The 16019-nt window shown below is 71.1% G+C and carries 16 protein-coding genes; 8 read left to right on the forward strand and 8 right to left on the reverse strand.

The features are described from left to right. Window positions 1-38: 38 nt before the first annotated feature. A complete protein-coding gene (locus QWM81_RS15645; RefSeq protein ID WP_290112587.1) occupies window positions 39-245 on the forward strand; it encodes a hypothetical protein in 207 nt (68 codons plus the stop codon). A gap of 58 nt (window positions 246-303) precedes the next feature. Here QWM81_RS15645 and QWM81_RS15650 read toward each other — a convergent pair whose 3' ends face one another. From QWM81_RS15650 to QWM81_RS15665, 4 genes are all read right to left on the reverse strand, one after another. Continuing rightward, the gene (locus QWM81_RS15650; RefSeq protein ID WP_290112588.1) at window positions 304-1362 is read right to left on the reverse strand and encodes a S1C family serine protease; all 1059 of its coding nucleotides are present in this window, start codon (window positions 1360-1362) and stop codon (window positions 304-306) included. A 50-nt stretch (window positions 1363-1412) separates the two neighbouring features. Then, entirely contained in the window at window positions 1413-3275 is a 1863-nt protein-coding gene (locus tag QWM81_RS15655) for an ABC transporter transmembrane domain-containing protein (protein ID WP_290112589.1), read from the reverse strand. A gap of 151 nt (window positions 3276-3426) precedes the next feature. Beyond that, the gene (locus QWM81_RS15660) at window positions 3427-4188 is read right to left on the reverse strand and encodes a class I SAM-dependent methyltransferase (RefSeq protein ID WP_290112590.1); all 762 of its coding nucleotides are present in this window, start codon (window positions 4186-4188) and stop codon (window positions 3427-3429) included. 71 nt (window positions 4189-4259) lie between these two features. After that, complete coding sequence (locus tag QWM81_RS15665; protein ID WP_290112591.1) at window positions 4260-4856, reverse strand: DUF3043 domain-containing protein; 597 nt, start codon at window positions 4854-4856, stop codon at window positions 4260-4262. A 241-nt stretch (window positions 4857-5097) separates the two neighbouring features. Between QWM81_RS15665 and QWM81_RS15670 the strand changes: the two genes are divergently transcribed. Next, on the forward strand, window positions 5098-5892 hold the full coding sequence (locus QWM81_RS15670) for a PspA/IM30 family protein (RefSeq protein ID WP_290112592.1): 795 nt from the start codon (window positions 5098-5100) through the stop codon (window positions 5890-5892). Between the two features lie 13 nt (window positions 5893-5905). Further along, entirely contained in the window at window positions 5906-6184 is a 279-nt protein-coding gene (gene pspAA / locus QWM81_RS15675; RefSeq protein WP_290112593.1) for a PspA-associated protein PspAA, read from the forward strand. A 159-nt stretch (window positions 6185-6343) separates the two neighbouring features. Here pspAA and nadA read toward each other — a convergent pair whose 3' ends face one another. Next, entirely contained in the window at window positions 6344-7531 is a 1188-nt protein-coding gene (nadA, locus tag QWM81_RS15680) for a quinolinate synthase NadA (RefSeq protein ID WP_290112595.1), read from the reverse strand. A 238-nt stretch (window positions 7532-7769) separates the two neighbouring features. On the opposite strand from nadA, the gene erpA reads away from it, so the two are divergent. Further along, window positions 7770-8126: an iron-sulfur cluster insertion protein ErpA gene (gene erpA, locus QWM81_RS15685; protein ID WP_064071056.1), complete on the forward strand. Its 357-nt coding sequence runs from the start codon at window positions 7770-7772 to the stop codon at window positions 8124-8126. A 54-nt stretch (window positions 8127-8180) separates the two neighbouring features. Here the strand turns inward: erpA and QWM81_RS15690 are convergent, their stop codons facing one another. Both QWM81_RS15690 and QWM81_RS15695 read right to left on the reverse strand, forming a co-directional pair. Beyond that, on the reverse strand, window positions 8181-9602 hold the full coding sequence (locus QWM81_RS15690; protein WP_290112596.1) for a hypothetical protein: 1422 nt from the start codon (window positions 9600-9602) through the stop codon (window positions 8181-8183). Window positions 9603-9683: 81 nt separating this feature from the next. After that, window positions 9684-9890, reverse strand: coding sequence for a hypothetical protein (locus tag QWM81_RS15695; RefSeq protein ID WP_290112597.1), 207 nt, complete (start codon window positions 9888-9890; stop codon window positions 9684-9686). Between the two features lie 127 nt (window positions 9891-10017). Between QWM81_RS15695 and QWM81_RS15700 the strand changes: the two genes are divergently transcribed. Further along, window positions 10018-10992, forward strand: a complete 975-nt coding sequence (locus tag QWM81_RS15700; protein ID WP_290112598.1) for a carbohydrate kinase family protein — start codon at window positions 10018-10020, stop codon at window positions 10990-10992. Here the strand turns inward: QWM81_RS15700 and QWM81_RS15705 are convergent, their stop codons facing one another. Next, complete coding sequence (locus QWM81_RS15705; RefSeq protein ID WP_290112599.1) at window positions 10993-12372, reverse strand: cysteine desulfurase/sulfurtransferase TusA family protein; 1380 nt, start codon at window positions 12370-12372, stop codon at window positions 10993-10995. A gap of 408 nt (window positions 12373-12780) precedes the next feature. Here QWM81_RS15705 and ctaC point away from each other — a divergent pair, with 408 nt between their 5' ends. The 3 genes from ctaC to QWM81_RS15720 are packed head-to-tail and all read left to right on the forward strand — an operon-like array spanning window position 12781 to window position 15922. After that, window positions 12781-13782 carry an aa3-type cytochrome oxidase subunit II gene (ctaC, locus tag QWM81_RS15710; protein WP_435372375.1) on the forward strand — a complete coding sequence of 334 codons (1002 nt, stop codon included), beginning with the start codon at window positions 12781-12783 and terminating at the stop codon, window positions 13780-13782. After that, window positions 13779-15527 (forward strand): aa3-type cytochrome oxidase subunit I, encoded by a 1749-nt coding sequence (gene ctaD / locus QWM81_RS15715; RefSeq protein WP_290112602.1) that lies wholly within the window; start codon window positions 13779-13781, stop codon window positions 15525-15527. Before ctaC ends, ctaD begins: the two co-directional genes overlap by 4 nt. Continuing rightward, the gene (locus QWM81_RS15720; RefSeq protein ID WP_290112603.1) at window positions 15524-15922 is read left to right on the forward strand and encodes a cytochrome c oxidase subunit 4; all 399 of its coding nucleotides are present in this window, start codon (window positions 15524-15526) and stop codon (window positions 15920-15922) included. The genes ctaD and QWM81_RS15720 overlap by 4 nt, the downstream gene beginning before the upstream one ends. Window positions 15923-16019 lie beyond the last annotated feature (97 nt).

The following is a 16019-nucleotide window of genomic DNA, read 5'->3' on the forward strand; positions in this document are numbered from 1 at the left end:
TACGCTGCGGGCAGGAAACCGATCATCTGGAGGCCCACATGGCATGGACGTGGCGGTTCGAGAGCTCCGACGGCGCGGAGACCCAGCCGGCGGTCGAGCCGGAGGATTTCCCCACCCAGGGCGACGCGGAATCCTGGATCGGCGAGAACTGGAAGGCCCTCCAGGAGGGCGGCGCGGACCAGGTCATCCTCTATGAGGACGGCACGGAGATCTACACGATGAGCCTCCACCCCCAGGAGGCCTGACCCCATCGCCGGGGCCGGGCGGCCGGGCAACCGGCCGCCCGCGTCCCGCCGCCTCGCCCTACATCTCGCCCAGGGTGACCTGTGCCGTCGCCCTCCGGCCGTCGCGGCTGTAGGTGATCGTCACCCGCTCGCCCGGTTGCGCGGACGCCAGCGCCTCCAGCAGGGACGTGATCGTCCTGATCTCCGCGCCGTCCAGCTCCGTGATGATGTCGCCCGGCCGCAGCCCGGCGTCCGCCGCCGCACCGCCGGGTGAGACCTCGACGACCGCGACGCCCGCGGGCCGGTAGTCCTCGTCCAGGACGGTACGGCCGGTGATGTTCAGCGCCGCCCGCCCGGAGTCGGTGACCCGGCCCGTCCGGACGATCTGGTCGGCGACCGTGCGCACCATGGAGGCGGGGATCGCGAACCCGATGCCGGGGGCCGCGCTGCCGCCCAGGGCGGGGTCCGCCGCCGCGAGGGTCGGGATGCCGATGACCTCGCCGTCCAGGTTGACCAGCGCGCCGCCGCTGTTGCCCGGGTTGATCGCCGCCGACGTCTGGACCATGTTGCCGATCGTCGCGCCCGTCCCGCCGCCCGCCGGGCTCTCGGTGACGGTACGTCCGGTCGCCGAGACGATGCCTTGGGTGACGCTGCCGGACAGGCCCAGCGGTGAGCCCATGGCCAGCACGATCTGGCCCACCTCCACCCCCGCCGAGTCACCGAACCTCGCCGGCTTCAGCCCGTCGGGCCGGCTGTCGAGCCGGATGACGGCCAGGTCCTGTTCGGGGTAGCTGGACACCAGCTTCGCGGTCAGCACCTCCTCGCCGGTGGCCGCGGTGACCCTGAAGGTCCGCTCGTCGCCGACGACGTGCGCGTTGGTGACGATGTGGCCCCGGTCGTCGTAGACGACGCCGGAGCCCAGGCCCGCCCGGGCGTCGATCTGGACGACCGAGGGCAGGACGTCCCTGATGACCCTCTGGTACTCGTCCTCCAGCTCGGTCGCGTGGGTGGCCGCGGGCGGCGCCGCCCGCCGCTGCGCCGCGGCCGTACCGGTGGGCGGTGCGGCCGTGCAGCCGCCCGCCAGGGCGGCCGCGCAGAGCACGGACGTCAGGGGCACCAGCGCACGAAGGGCATCCATGTCCGGAGTATCCCTTTCGCCCCGCAGCGCGGCGCCCGCTGCGCACCCGATCAGGGGGTCGGCTCGGCGGTCGGTTCGACGGAGGGCTCCACGGTCGGTCCGGCGAACGTCTTGGCGGGCGTCGGCGTCTTGGCGGGTGTCTCGGCGGGGGTGAGGAACTGCGTCGCGGCCAGCTCCCCGTACAGCGGGTCGGCCGCCACCAGCTCCGCGTGGGTGCCCACCGCCCGTACCCGGCCCGCGTCCATGACCACGATCCGGTCCGCGAGGGTCACCGTCGACAGCCGGTGCGCCACCACCAGCACCGTCACCTCCCGCGCCACCTCCGCCACCACGTCCCGCAGCGCCAGCTCGTTGACCGCGTCCAGCTGCGAGGTCGCCTCGTCCAGCAGCAGCAGCCGCGGCCCGCGCAGCAGCGCCCGCGCGATGGCCACCCGCTGGCGCTCGCCGCCCGACAGCTTGGACCCGCGGTGCCCGACCAGCGTGTCCAGACCCTCCGGCAGCCGCTCGACGAGCGTGTCGAGCCGTGCCCGTACCAGCACCTCCCGGATCCGCTCCTCGGTCGCGTCCGGCGCGGCGAAGACCAGGTTCTCGCGGAGCGTGCCGGCCAGCACCGGGGCGTCCTGCTCGACGTACCCGATGGCCGCCCGCAGCTCGGCGACCGGCCAGTCCCGTACGTCCTTGCCGTCGACCAGGATGCGGCCGCCGCTCGCCTCGTAGAACCGCTCGATCAGCCCGAACACCGTCGTCTTGCCCGCTCCCGAAGGGCCGACGAACGCCGTCATCCCGGCGCCCGGCACCGTGAAGGTGACGCCGTGGTGGACGTACGGAAGGTCGTCGCGGTAGCGGAAGGTGACGTCCTCGAAGGCGACGGACGCGGGGCGGGTGGAGGCCGCGGGCCGCGCGGCCGGGCGCCCGCCGGACGGCGCCGGCGGCTCCGTCGCCAGCCGTTCCGCCTCCTCGATCCGGGCGACGGCCGCCGCGCCGACCTGGTACTCGGTCGCCGCCGACACCAGCTTGGAGATCGGCTCGGTCAGGTAGAAGAGGTAGAGCAGGAAGGCGACCAGGTCCGCCACGGAGATCGCGCCCGACGCGACCCGCGCCCCGCCGATGCCCAGCACCGCCAGGAACGACACCTGGACGGCCAGCCCCACCGACGAGCCCGAAAGCGCCTGCCACTTCGCCGACTTCAGCCCGTGCCGCCACGCCTCCCTGGCCGCCGCCTCCACGGCCGCCGCCTCGCGCTCCTCCGCGCCCGACGCCTTGACCGTGCGGAACGCCCCGAACACCCGCTCCAGCCGGGCGGAGATCTCGGCCACCGCCTCCTGGGAGCGCCGCGTCGCGCGCGCGATGCGCGGCATCACCACGGCGACCGCGCCGCCGATCAGCACGATCACGCCGAGAGTCACCCCGAGCAGGACCGCGTCCATCACGGCCATCATCGCGAGCGTGGCGAGGAACGCGAGCCCGCCCGTGACGGCCGAGACGATCGAGTTCGTCGTCACCGCGCGCAGCAGGGTCGTGTCGGAGGTGATGCGGGACATCAGGTCGCCCGGCTGCGTCCGCTCCACCTCGGGCAGGCGCAGCCGCAGCAGCCGGCCGATCAGGCTGCGTCGGGCGGCGAGCACCACGGATTCGGCGGTGCGCTCCAGTACGTAGGAGCCGACCGACTCGATCGCCGTACCGAGCACGACCAGCGCGGTGAGGACCAGCAGGATGTGGCCGACCGGCTGGTCCTGGCCCAGCCGTTCCACCAGCGCCCTCGCCGCGAGCGGCTGGAGGATGCCGGTGGCCGCGCCGATCAGGGCCAGGAAGGTGCCGAACGCGACGGTCCAGCGGTGCGGCCGGAAGTGCCGGTACAGGGCGCGCCAGGTCTCGCGCGCGGGCAGGCGGGGTTGGGTCTCCGTAGTGCTCACGCCGACACAGACGCCAAAACCCCCGCGCGCACCTGCCTGGGCGTCAACTTCGGTACGCCCGCGACCGCGCGGACGACGTCAGCCCCGTACCCGCAGAGGTGCACGCGGACGACGTCAGCCCCGTACCCCGCACAGGTGCACGCGGACGACGTCAGCCCCGTACCCCGCACAGGTGCAGCAGGGCCGCGACCCGGCGGTACGGTTCCGTGCGGCCCGCGCGGTCCTCCGCGGCCAGCAGGCGCTCCAGGTCCTCGGCCGCGGGCAGGCCCTCGTCGTTCGGTACGTTGTCGGTGAAGACCCGCACCCCGTACCAGGCGTGCAGGGGCGCCGCGATCCCCGCGAGCGTCGCGGTCAGCGCCTCCAGCCGGTCGGCCCGCACCGGGACCCCCGGCGGGCCTGGGGGTTCCCCCTGTTCGAGCGCGGCCGGCACCTTGGGGGAGTAGGCGTCCGACTCGAACGCGGCCAGCGCCCCGGACCAGTCCCCGGCCAGGCCCGGCCGCATCGCCAGCGCGTCCGCGTTCCGCACGAGCAGCGACAGCAGCCCGCCGGGCGCCAGCATCCGGGCGAGCCCCGCCAGCATGGCGTCCGGCTCCTCGACGTACATCAGCACGCCGTGGCACAGCACCACGTCGAAACTGCCCGGCAGGAAGTGCACGCCGGTGTCCCGGCCGTCCCCCTGGATCAGCCGCACCCGCTCGCGGATGCCCGCCGGCTCGGTGGCGAGCGCTTCGCGGGCGGCCTTCAGCATCTCCGGGCTGGACTCAAGGCCCGTGACGGCGTGCCCGGCCCGGGCCAGGCGCAGGGCCTGGGCGCCCTGGCCCATGCCGACGTCGAGTATCCGCAGCCGCTGCCCCACCGGGTAGCGGGCGGCTATCTGCTCGTCGAGCTGGCGGGCGACGAGCTCCCGGCGCACGGTGTCGCGCAGCCCGCCGAGTCCGTCCAGCCGCTCACCCGACGCGCCGGCGAAGCCGGAGACCTGGGTGCTCAGGGCCGCTCTCCGCGCTTGACCTGCGGCTTCGGCAGCCGCAGTCGGCGCATCTGGAGCGTACGCATCAGGGCGTAGGCCACGGCGCCGCGCTTGGGTTCGTTCGGGAAGCGCGCGTTCAGCTGCTTCTTCAGCCGGATCGAGATGCCGATCGAGTCCACGATGATCATGGCGATCACACCGAGCCACAGCAGCAGCGCGATGTTCTGCAACTGCGGGATGCGGACCATGGACAGGACCAGGATCACCACCGCGAGCGGCAGGAAGAACTCCGCGACGCAGAAGCGCGAGTCGACGAAGTCGCGCACGAAGCGGCGGACCGGGCCCTTGTCGCGGGCCGGCAGGTAGCGCTCGTCGCCGCTGGCCAGCGCCTGGCGCTGCTTGGCGAGGTCCGCGCGGCGGGCCTCGCGCTGCCGGCGCATGGCCTCCTTGCGGTCGAGCGGGGTGCTCTGCGCACGGCGGCGCTGGGTCTGGGCCTCACTCCGCTTCGGGGTCGGGCGGCCCTTGGGGGCCTCGGGGTCGCGGGGCTGCTTGGAGAGGTCCGCCGTCACCTTGTCGGTGGGGGCCTTCTCATCCTTCGAACGGCTACGGAACACAAAGCCCAAGGGTACGGGGTACCCGGCATGGACCCCACCCCCGAGGGGAACGATCCGGCAACAGCCTGCGTCCACCGTGGCAAGGGCCCCTACTCCTCGCGCCGGATCATCGCCGCGCACAGTCGTCCTTGGGGATGAGCGCATCCGCGCTCGAACAGTGCGGTAATGGACGCAGGGCCCGTACTGTGGGTTCTGTTGGAGTGCTGGAGCCGAGTCCGTCAGAAGGGGGCGCGCGAAGCCCATGAGCGGTGTCATGAAGCGTATGGGGATGATCTTCCGCGCGAAGGCAAACAAGGCCCTTGACCGGGCCGAGGATCCGCGCGAGACCCTCGATTACTCGTACCAGAAGCAGCTGGAACTGCTCCAGAAGGTGCGCCGTGGCGTCGCCGACGTGGCGACCTCGCGCAAGCGCCTGGAACTGCAGCTGAACCAGCTCCAGAGCCAGTCCTCCAAGCTGGAGGACCAGGGCCGCAAGGCGCTCGCGCTGGGCCGTGAGGACCTGGCGCGCGAGGCGCTGTCCCGCCGTGCCGCGCTCCAGCAGCAGGTCTCGGACCTGGAGACGCAGCACCAGACGCTGCAGGGCGAGGAGGAGAAGCTCACGCTCGCCGCGCAGCGCCTCCAGGCCAAGGTCGACGCCTTCCGTACGAAGAAGGAGACGATCAAGGCGACGTACACCGCCGCCCAGGCGCAGACCCGGATCGCCGAGTCCTTCTCCGGCATCTCGGAGGAGATGAGCGACGTCGGCGTCGCCATCCAGCGCGCCGAGGACAAGACCGCCCAGCTCCAGGCGAGGGCGGGCGCGATCGACGAGTTGCTCGCCTCCGGTGCGCTGGACGACCAGTCGGGCCTGGCGAAGGACGACATCCAGGCCGAGCTGGACCGCCTCTCGGGCGGTACGGACGTCGAGCTGGAGCTCCAGCGCATGAAGGCCGAGCTGGCCGGCGGGACGACGCCGCAGCAGGCCATCGAGGGCGGCACGGCCACGCCGCAGGACCAGACCCAGCAGCAGTCGAATCCGAGGTTCGACAAGCAGTAAAGGACGGCGCGTCATGATCGTAAGGATCATGGGGGAGGGTCAGGTGAAGCTGGCGGACAGCCACTTCGCCGAGCTCAACAAGCTGGACGACGAACTGCTCGCGGAGATGGAGAACGGCGACGGCGAGGGGTTCCGCCGCACGCTCCACGCGCTCCTGGACACGGTGCGCACCTTGGGCGAGCCGCTCCCGGACGACTCCTTGGAACCCTCCGAACTGATCCTCCCGGCGCCCGACGCGACGCTCGAAGAGGTCCGCGAGATGCTGTCCGGCGACGGGCTCATCCCCGGCTGACCGGCACCTCCCGCGCACCTTCACACCCACCTCCAACGCCTCACCTGTGCCCCGCCCGGCAGCGTCCGGGCGGGGCACAGGTGCTCACGGCCACCGCGAGTGGCGGGCGTGTGCGGATCGCGTGCGGGGGTCCCGGGCTCGTCTCCGCGGGGCCGGCGGCTACGGGAGCGCGAGCATGCGCTCCAGGGCCAGCTTGGCGAAGCTCTCCGTCTCCGGGTCGACCTCGATGCGGTTGACCAGGTTGCCCTCGGCCAGCGACTCCAGCGTCCACACCAGGTGCGGCAGGTCGATGCGGTTCATGGTCGAGCAGAAGCAGACCGTCTTGTCGAGGAAGACGATCTCCTTGCCCTCGTCGGCGAAACGGTTCGCCAGGCGGCGGACCAGGTTCAGCTCCGTACCGATCGCCCACTTCGAGCCGGCCGGGGCGGCCTCAAGGGTCTTGATGATGTACTCCGTCGAGCCGACGTAGTCTGCCGCGGCGACGACCTCGTGCTTGCACTCGGGGTGCACCAGGACGTTGACGCCCGGGATGCGCTCGCGCACGTCGTTGACGGAGTCCAGCGAGAAACGCCCGTGGACGGAGCAGTGGCCGCGCCAGAGGATCATCTTGGCGGCGCGGAGCTCCTCGGCGGTGAGGCCGCCGTTCGGCTTGTGGGGGTTGTAGAGGACGCAGTCGTCGAGCGACATGCCCATGTCCCGCACGGCGGTGTTGCGGCCCAGGTGCTGGTCCGGCAGGAAGAGGACCTTCTCGCCCTGCTCGAAGGCCCAGTCCAGGGCGCGCTTGGCGTTGGAGGAGGTGCAGATGGTGCCGCCGTGCTTGCCGGTGAAGGCCTTGATGTCGGCGGAGGAGTTCATGTACGAGACGGGCACCACCTGCTCGGCGATGCCGGCCTCCGTCAGGACGTCCCAGCACTCCGCGACCTGCTCGGCCGTCGCCATGTCGGCCATCGAGCAGCCCGCCGCCAGGTCCGGCAGCACGACCTTCTGGTCGTCGGAGGTGAGGATGTCGGCCGACTCGGCCATGAAGTGCACGCCGCAGAAGACGATGTACTCCGCCTCCGGCCGCGCGGCCGCGTCCCGGGCGAGCTTGAAGGAGTCGCCGGTGACGTCCGCGAACTGGATGACCTCGTCGCGCTGGTAGTGGTGCCCCAGCACGAAGACCTTGTCGCCGAGCTTCTCCTTGGCCGCGCGGGCCCGCTCCACCAGGTCGGGGTCGGACGGCGATGGCAGGTCACCGGGGCACTCGACGCCCCGCTCGCTCTTCGGGTCGGCCTCGCGGCCGAGCAGCAGCAGGGCGAGCGGCGTCGGCTGGACATCCAGGGGCTGGGCGGTGGTCACGTCACGCACCCTTTCTACTGAGCCTTTTCGTCTAATTGACGCTATCTATCATAACCGGTTCACGTCACTTTGACGATGGCCATAGTGTCGATGTGACACATCCCCCCTCCGCGCAGCGGTGCTTGTACCGGAGGCCGGTGTGCGAGCATGAAAGGGAAAGACACAAGCCTCGGCCCGGAATGAATCCGCGGCCCCGCCGGTTGCAACCGTCGGCAAGCAGTCTCCGTACAACCCGGGAGAGAAGCAGATGTCCGTATCGGACGAGAAGACCACTGTCAGCGACGGCATCCTTCTGTCGGACGCCGCCGCGGCCAAGGTCAAGGCCCTGCTCGACCAGGAAGGCCGCGACGACCTCGCACTGCGCGTCGCCGTTCAGCCCGGTGGCTGCTCCGGCCTGCGTTACCAGCTCTTCTTCGACGAGCGTTCGCTCGACGGTGACGTCGTGAAGGACTTCAACGGCGTCAAGGTCGTCACCGACCGCATGAGCGCCCCGTACCTGGGCGGCGCCTCCATCGACTTCGTCGACACGATCGAGAAGCAGGGCTTCACCATCGACAACCCGAACGCCACCGGCTCCTGCGCCTGCGGCGACTCCTTCAGCTAAGAGGCTGGTGGGTGAAGAGGCGGCGGCCCGGGATGTCCGGGGCCGCCGCCTTTGTCACCTGCGCGGGATACGTTCGCCGCTCGCCGCGTCCACGATCTGACGCTCGCCCACCGGCTTCTCCAGGGTGACCGTGCCGGTCAGGTCCTTGGCGATCAGGACGCACATCCGGCCCGGCTCGATCGGCGTCTCGACCACCGTCAGCTTCACCCGCGTGGCGCTCTCCTCCGCCCTCAGGGCGTACTTGCTGCACACCCCGCCCCAGAAGTGCGCCGTCAGGATCCGCCCGTCGACCCGGTACGACTCGATCCGCCGGGGCTCGTCGTCGCCCGGTTCGGGGGCGGGCGGGGTCGGCGTGGGGGCGGGCGCCAGGTGCTCCGGCGCCACGGCCGGGTACGTGATCGTGAACGGCCGCGCGTCGCCCTTCGGCACCGCCTCGAACAGCCACGACGGTACGAGCGCCGGGCGCCCCGCCGACTGGTGCGCCGCCAGCCCGAAGACCGCCTTGGAGACCGTCACCGTCTCCGGCGCCGCGGTGTTCCCCTCCGGGGCGCACGGCAGGGACGGGCTCTTCTCGTCCACGGGCGCGGGTGTCGCGCAGCCGCCGATGCCGACCCTGCCACCGGACGGCGTGTTCAGCCGCTTCAGCGCCTCGGCCGCGCCGATCACCGGATAGTCGTCGCCCTTCACCGGCGCCTTCAGCCGCCCACTGCCCCCGGCCAGGCGCCCGTCCGCGTCCACCTGGATGCCGGTCGACCAGCCGTAGGTGGGCAGCCCGCCCACCACCGGGTCGGCGTTGACCACCCGTACCGCGCCCATCAGCTGCGTGGCGTCCACCGCCGAGTCCCGCTGGCCCACCGCCTCCAGCACCGCAGCCGCCGCCTTCTTCGCGGCCTCCTCGCTCACCGGCTGCCCGCCGCCGCCCGGCGCGCCCCCGCCGGACGGGCACTCCTTGCCCTTCAGGCAGTTGTCCCCGGAGGGGGCCGTCCCGAACGTCCACACGCCCGGTGCCTGCCGTTCGACGTGCAGCGTCGCGCCCGAACCGTCCTTGTCCGGGCCCACCTTCCACACCGTACCGATCACCCGGGGCGTGCCCTGGACGCCCAGCGCCTTGGCCAGCCGGGCCACCTCGGCCGCGCCGACCGTGCCCTGCGGCCGGTACACGGGCGCCGACTCCGGGCCCTCGGGCAGCTTCCCCGCCGCCCGGTAGACCACCCCGTGCGGATCGGGCTCACCCGGCGCGACCCCGGGCCCGGTACCGGTGCGGCCGTCCAGGACCAGCGGCGGCGGCGTACCACCCGCCGCGGGCGTACCACCCGCCGCGGGCGCACCGCCGCGCCGCTCCTCCCCGTCCGCCCCGACCGTGGCGAGGTACGCACCGCCACCCCCGGCCAGCAGCACCGCCGCCGCCACCGAGGCGACGGCGAGCGGCGAACGCCTCCGGCGGGGGCTGTCCTGTGTCGGCTCCGTACTGCTCACCGCATGCTCCTTCGTACGCCGTGGTCCCTTACGGGAGACACCGGTGGGACGGAGCCGGGGAGCGCGCGGTTCCCCCGTGCCTCAGGCGCCGTACTCGGGTGTGGCGTCGATCAGCCGCGCCGAGGCGGGCGGGACGACCACGCCGTGGATGAGGGACGGGGACACGGGAGCGGGCGCGGCCTTCTCCGCCACCACCCAGTGCGGCGCCATGCGCGCGCCGTCCCCGCGCAGCTCGGCCAGGCTGATCTCGGACTCTCGCTGCTCATGTGGAGCGCTGTACTTGGGCATGACCGCACCGTACGCACGCGGAAGCCGACGGAAAAAGACCTACTATCGGGTAGTTTCCGCATGTCGGACGCCCGCGGACCCGGTAGCGTGAACTGTCAACTCCACCTTCCCGCAGGAGCGCCCAGCCGTGCGTATCGCAGTCACCGGCTCCATCGCCACCGACCACCTCATGACCTTCCCCGGCCGATTCGCCGACCAGCTGGTCGCCGATCAGCTGCACACGGTCTCCCTCTCCTTCCTGGTCGACAACCTCGACGTACGCAGGGGAGGGGTGGCGGCCAACATCTGCTTCGGCATGGGGCAGCTGGGCACCAACCCGATCCTCGTCGGCGCGGCCGGCTACGACTTCGACGAGTACCGCGCCTGGCTCGACCGGCACGGCGTCGACACCGGCTCCGTACGGATCTCCGAGGTGCTGCACACCGCGCGCTTCGTCTGCACCACGGACGCCGACCACAACCAGATCGGCTCCTTCTACACCGGCGCCATGAGCGAGGCCCGCCTCATCGAGCTCAAGTCGGTCGCCGACCGCGTCGGCGGTCTGGACCTGGTCCTGATCGGCGCGGACGACCCCGAGGCGATGCTCCGCCACACGGAGGAGTGCCGGGCCCGGGCCATCCCGTTCGCCGCCGACTTCTCGCAGCAGATCGCCCGTATGGACGGCGATGAGATCCGCACGCTCCTGGAGGGCGCGACGTACCTCTTCTCCAACGAGTACGAGAAGGGGCTCATCGAGTCCAAGACCGGCTGGACCGACGACGAGATCCTCGCCAAGGTCGGCCACCGCGTCACCACCCTCGGCTCGCGGGGCGTCCGCATCGAGAGCGTCGGCGAGCCGCCCATCGAGGTCGGCTGCCCCGAGGAGGAGGCCAAGGTCGACCCGACCGGCGTCGGCGACGCCTTCCGCGCCGGCTTCCTGTCCGGCCTGTCCTGGGGCGCCGGGCTGGAGCGCGCCGCCCAGGTCGGCTGCATGCTCGCCACGCTGGTCATCGAGACGCTCGGCACCCAGGAGTACACCCTGCGCCGGGCCCACTTCATGGACCGCTTCACCAAGGCGTACGGCCATGAGGCCGCCGCCGAGGTCCAGGGCTACCTGGCCTGATCAGGACGTCCGGCGGACCAGGTACGCCGTGCCGCGGTCCGCCGGCCGCTCGCCCACGTACTCCTGGCCGCGCATCTGGCACCACGCCGGGATGTCGAGGCGGGCCGCCTCGTCGTCGGCGAGGACCGTGACGGTGCCGCCGAGCGGTACGTCACCGAACACCTTCGCCAGCTCGATCACCGGGATCGGGCACCGCCTGCCGACCGCGTCCACGACGAGCGACGCCTCACCCCCGCCGGCCGCCGCCGGGGCGGGCGCGCCCAGCCGCTCCCGTACCCCGGCCACCGCGCCCGGCAGCACCTGGAGGAACCGGTCCACATCCGCCTCCGCCGTACCCGGCGGCAGCGACACCCGGACGTTGCCCTCCGACAGCACGCCCATCGCCCGCAGCACATGGCTGGGCGTCAGAGTCGAACTCGTACACGATGAACCGGACGAAACGGAAAAACCCTCCCGGTCCAGCTCGTGCAGCAACGCCTCCCCGTCGACATAGAGACACGAGAAGGTCACGAGATGGGGCAGCCGGCGCACCGGATCGCCGGCCACCTCCACATCCGGCACCAGCTCCGGCACCCGCACCCGGATCCGCTCCACCAACTCCCGCAGCCGCCCCGCCTCCGCCGCCGCCTCCGCGCGCACCGCCCGCAGCGAGGCCGCCGCCGCGACGATCGCCGGGATGTTCTCGAACCCGCCCGCCCGCCCCGACTCCCGCTCGTCGGCCGGGCCTTGGGGGGCGAAGCGCACACCCTTCCGTACGGCGAGCAGCCCGACCCCCGCCGGGCCGCCCCACTTGTGGGCGCTCGCCGTGACCAGCGACCAGTCGCCCGCCACCGGCCCCCACGCCAGCGACTGCGCGGCGTCCACCAGCAGCGGCACCCCCGCCTCCCGGCACGCCGCCGCCACCTCGGCCACCGGCTGCTCGGTGCCCACCTCGTGGTTGGCCGACTGGAGGCAGGCGAGCGCGGTGTCGTCCCGCAGCGCGGCGGCGTACGCCTCCGGCGCGACCCGCCCGGCCCGGTCGACCGGCACCTCGGTCACCGTCCCGCCGTCCGCCTCGTGCGCGGCCGCCGCGTGCAGCACGGACGAGTGCTCCACCGCCGACACGACCAGCCGCCGCCCCGCCCGCCGGCGCCCGGCGAGGGCCCCGGCAACACCGGTGTGCACGGCCCGCGTCCCCGATGGGGTGAACACCAGCTCGTCGGGACGGCACCCCACCGCCTCCGCCGCCGCCTCCCGCGCCGCGTCCAGCAGCAGCCGCGCCCGCCGCCCCTCCCGGTAGAGCCGGCCGGGATCGGCCCACCCCTCGTCGAGCGCGGCGAGCAGGGCCTGCCGGGCGACGGGGTGGAGGGGCGCGGAGGAAGCGGCATCGAAGTAGGGCACACAGCCACGCTAACTCCAGGCTTCTTCCCTGTGCGTCCCCCTCCGGTGACCCCGGCTGCCCTCCAGGCACCTGTGGCGAGTGAGGTGAAGGGGCGCGGGGCTGTCGAAAGGGAGAACGCGCGGAGGGTCGCGAGGTACGAGCGACCCGAGCGGGGGCACCTCCCACGCCCGAAGGGCGTAGGGGGAGATCGACCGTCGACAGCCCCTACAGGCGCCCCGGAGGCGAACCGAGCCCCCAAAAAGAGTGGCGCGCGGCGCGTTGGGCACCCTCCCCGCGCGACCCCAAATGGCGTCCAGTAGGGTTTGGTCCGCATAAACATCCAAACCCCTGCCCGCGTCAGGGCCGGCGACCGACCAGCGTGACGGCCGCAGCCGACCGCGCGGGCGAGACTCTCGGGAAGGCGCTACGTGAGTCCCAACGGCTCCGACCTCCCCCGCAGCCAAGGCGCGGGTGGTACCCCCACGTCGCGGCGCCCGATGCGGCGGAAGCTGCCGCAGGTGCTGACTGCGGGCCTGATCCTGGCTACCGCCTCCGGTTGCTCGTACAACTGGGAGGATTTCCCCCGTCTTGGTATGCCCACCCCGGTGACGGAGGAGGCTCCGACGATCCTCTCCCTCTGGCAGGGCTCGTGGGCGGCTGCGCTCGCCACGGGCGTGCTGGTCTGGGGCCTGATCCTGTGGGCGGTCATCTTCCACCGGCGCAGCCGCACCAAGGTGGAGGTCCCTCCGCAGACCCGGTACAACATGCCCATCGAGGCGCTGTACACGGTGACCCCGCTCATCATCGTCTCGGTTCTCTTCTACTTCACCGCGCGTGATGAGTCGAAGCTCCTTCAGATCTCCAAGAAGCCGGCCCACACCATCAGCGTGGTCGGCTACCAGTGGAGCTGGGGCTTCAACTACATCGAGAACGTCGACGGCAGGGCCGAGACGGGCACCAAGCCCGCCGCGGAACTGGCCGTCATTCCCGACCGGCTCCAGAAGGAATTCCCGGCGGGAGCCGAGGGCGTCTACGACTACGGCATCCCCGGCACGCGGAACCCGCAGAACGGCAACCCGGGTCCGACCCTGTGGCTGCCGAAGGGTGAGAAGGTCCGGTTCATCCTGACCTCCCGTGACGTCATCCACTCGTTCTGGGTGCTCCCCTTCCTGTTCAAGCAGGACGTCTTCCCCGGTCACAACGTCAACGTCTTCGAGGTGACCGCGACGAAGGAGGGCACCTTCAGGGGCAAGTGCGCCGAGCTCTGCGGCGTCGACCACTCCCGGATGCTCTTCAACGTCAAGGTCGTCTCCCCGGAGCGCTACCAGCAGCACCTGAAGGAGCTGGCCGAGAAGGGGCAGACGGGTTACATCCCGGCGGGCATTGAGATGACCGACTCGGCCAGGAACTCGGAGAGCAACCAACTGTGAGCATCCTCAACGAACCTCAGGGTGCCGCCGCGGCAGCCGACGGCTCGCGTGAGCCGTACGAGAACGAGCTGCCCGTACGGCCCAAGCACCCCGGCGGCGTCGTCGTGAAGTGGCTGACCACCACCGACCACAAGACGATCGGCACGCTTTACCTGGTCACGTCGTTCGCCTTCTTCTGCATCGGCGGTCTGCTGGCGCTCTTCATGCGCGCCGAGCTCGCCCGTCCGGGTACGCAGATCATGTCGAACGAGCAGTTCAACCAGGCGTTCACGATGCACGGCACGATCATGCTGCTGATGTTCGCGACGCCGCTGTTCGCCGGATTCGCGAACTGGATCATGCCGCTGCAGATCGGCGCGCCCGACGTGGCGTTCCCGCGGCTGAACATGTTCGCCTACTGGCTGTACCTGTTCGGCTCGCTCATCGCGGTGGCCGGCTTCCTCACCCCGCAGGGTGCGGCCGACTTCGGCTGGTTCGCCTACGCCCCGCTGTCGGACGCGGTCCGCTCGCCGGGTGTCGGCGCCGACATGTGGATCATGGGTCTGGCCTTCTCCGGCTTCGGTACGATCCTCGGCTCGGTCAACTTCATCACCACGATCATCTGCATGCGCGCGCCCGGCATGACGATGTTCCGGATGCCGATCTTCACCTGGAACGTGCTGCTGACCGGTGTGCTGGTCCTGCTCGCCTTCCCGGTGCTGGCCGCGGCGCTCTTCGCGCTGGAGGCGGACCGCAAGTTCGGGTCCCACATCTTCGACGCCGCCAATGGTGGCGCCCTGCTGTGGCAGCACCTCTTCTGGTTCTTCGGTCACCCCGAGGTCTACATCATCGCCCTGCCGTTCTTCGGCATCGTCTCGGAGATCATCCCGGTCTTCAGCCGCAAGCCGATGTTCGGCTACATCGGCCTGATCGCCGCGACGATCGCGATCGCGGGCCTGTCCGTGACGGTGTGGGCGCACCACATGTACGTCACCGGCGGTGTGCTGCTGCCGTTCTTCTCGTTCATGACCTTCCTGATCGCGGTACCGACCGGTGTGAAGTTCTTCAACTGGATCGGCACCATGTGGAAGGGCTCACTGTCCTTCGAGACCCCGATGCTCTGGACGATCGGCTTCCTGGTCACCTTCACCTTCGGTGGTCTGACCGGCGTCATCCTGGCCTCGCCCCCGATGGACTTCCACGTCTCCGACTCGTACTTCGTCGTCGCGCACTTCCACTACGTCGTCTTCGGCACCGTGGTGTTCGCGATGTTCGCCGGATTCCACTTCTGGTGGCCGAAGTTCACCGGCAAGATGCTGGACGAGCGCCTGGGCAAGATCACGTTCTGGACGCTGTTCATCGGCTTCCACGGCACGTTCCTGGTGCAGCACTGGCTCGGTGCCGAGGGCATGCCGCGGCGTTACGCGGACTACCTCGCCGCCGACGGCTTCACCCTGCTGAACACCATCTCCACCATCGCGTCGTTCCTGCTGGGTCTGTCGATCCTGCCGTTCTTCTACAACGTCTGGAAGACCGCCAGGTACGGCAAGAGGGTCGAGGTCGACGACCCGTGGGGCTACGGCCGTTCGCTGGAGTGGGCGACGTCCTGCCCGCCGCCGCGGCACAACTTCCTCACGCTGCCGCGCATTCGCTCCGAATCCCCGGCCTTCGACCTGCATCACCCTGAGATCGCCGCTGTCGGCCTGCTGGAGAACCACGGGCAGAAGGACACCGCGCTGTTCGGCGGCAAGGAGGTCGGCAAGTGAAGATCCAAGGCAAGATGTTCATCTGGCTGAGCGTCTTCATCCTGGCCATGGCCATCGTCTACGGCCTGTGGTCGAAGGAGCCGGCCGGTACGACGGCGCTGTTCCTGGCCTTCGGACTGTCGATCATGATCGGCTACTACCTGGCCTTCACGGCCCGGCGAGTGGACGCCATGGCGCAGGACAACAAGGAGGCCGACGTCGCGGACGAGGCCGGTGAGGTCGGCTTCTTCTCGCCGCACAGCTGGCAGCCGCTCTCGCTGGCGGTCGGTGGCGCCTTCGCCTTCCTGGCCATCGCGCTGGGCTGGTGGCTGCTGTACTTCTCCCTGCCGATGATCCTGATCGGCCTCTTCGGCTGGGTCTTCGAGTACTACCGCGGCGAGAACCAGAACCAGTAGGTCCGCGGCGCTCCGCGAAGCTCCGCGAAGCCTTCGGGCAAAGGGCCCGGCAACCTCCGTACGGAGGCTGCCGGGCCCACTCGTTTGGAGTCATCCG

This window comes from Streptomyces ficellus (genome assembly GCF_030406405.1).
GTDB classification, from domain to species: domain Bacteria; phylum Actinomycetota; class Actinomycetes; order Streptomycetales; family Streptomycetaceae; genus Streptomyces; species Streptomyces ficellus_B.